Origin of the sequence: Romboutsia weinsteinii, assembly GCF_002250835.2 — a bacterium.
GTDB lineage: Bacteria > Bacillota > Clostridia > Peptostreptococcales > Peptostreptococcaceae > Romboutsia_A > Romboutsia_A weinsteinii.
Genome location: NZ_NOJY02000146.1, coordinates 1 through 966 on the forward strand (window position 1 = coordinate 1; position 966 = coordinate 966).

Annotated in this window: 2 rRNA genes; both read left to right on the forward strand. The window is 47.1% G+C overall.

Features of this window, described 5'->3' with window-relative positions:
* A 16S ribosomal RNA gene (locus CHL78_RS20240) occupies positions 1-522 on the forward strand; the annotation flags it as partial.
* 168 nt (positions 523-690) lie between these two features.
* A 23S ribosomal RNA gene (locus CHL78_RS20245) occupies positions 691-966 on the forward strand; the annotation flags it as partial.

The following is a 966-nucleotide window of genomic DNA, read 5'->3' on the forward strand; positions in this document are numbered from 1 at the left end:
TTTCCCTTCGGGGACAGAAGTGACAGGTGGTGCATGGTTGTCGTCAGCTCGTGTCGTGAGATGTTGGGTTAAGTCCCGCAACGAGCGCAACCCTTGCCTTTAGTTGCCAGCATTAAGTTGGGCACTCTAGAGGGACTGCCAGGGATAACCTGGAGGAAGGTGGGGATGACGTCAAATCATCATGCCCCTTATGCTTAGGGCTACACACGTGCTACAATGGGTGGTACAGAGGGCAGCCAAGTCGTGAGGCGGAGCTAATCCCTTAAAGCCATTCTCAGTTCGGATTGTAGGCTGAAACTCGCCTACATGAAGCTGGAGTTACTAGTAATCGCAGATCAGAATGCTGCGGTGAATGCGTTCCCGGGTCTTGTACACACCGCCCGTCACACCACGGAAGTTGGGGGCGCCCGAAGCCACTTAGCTAACCCTTTTGGGAAGCGAGTGTCGAAGGTGAAATCAATAACTGGGGTGAAGTCGTAACAAGGTAGCCGTATCGGAAGGTGCGGCTGGATCACCTCCTTTCTAAGGAGAATTGCCTACTGTTTAATTTTGAAAGTTTATTAACTTTCTGTTAGTACTTTGAAAACTGCATAACATTTAGTGATATGACATCATTTTAATATATAGACAAGATAAGTCTTTAAAACATCGTGAGCTAATAACTCTTTAAAATTATTAACTTTAATAACTGGTCAAGTTATTAAGGGTGCAGGGCGGATGCCTTGGCACTAGGAGCCGATGAAGGACGCGATAAGCTGCGATAAGCTTCGGGGAGTTGCACGTAAACTTTGATCCGAAGATTTCCGAATGAGGAAACTCACTTAGAGTAATGTCTAAGTATCGTTAAGTGAATACATAGCTTAGCGAGGGGAACCCGGGGAACTGAAACATCTAAGTACCCGGAGGAAAAGAAAGAAAATTCGATTCCGTAAGTAGCGGCGAGCGAACGCGGAACAGGCCAAACCA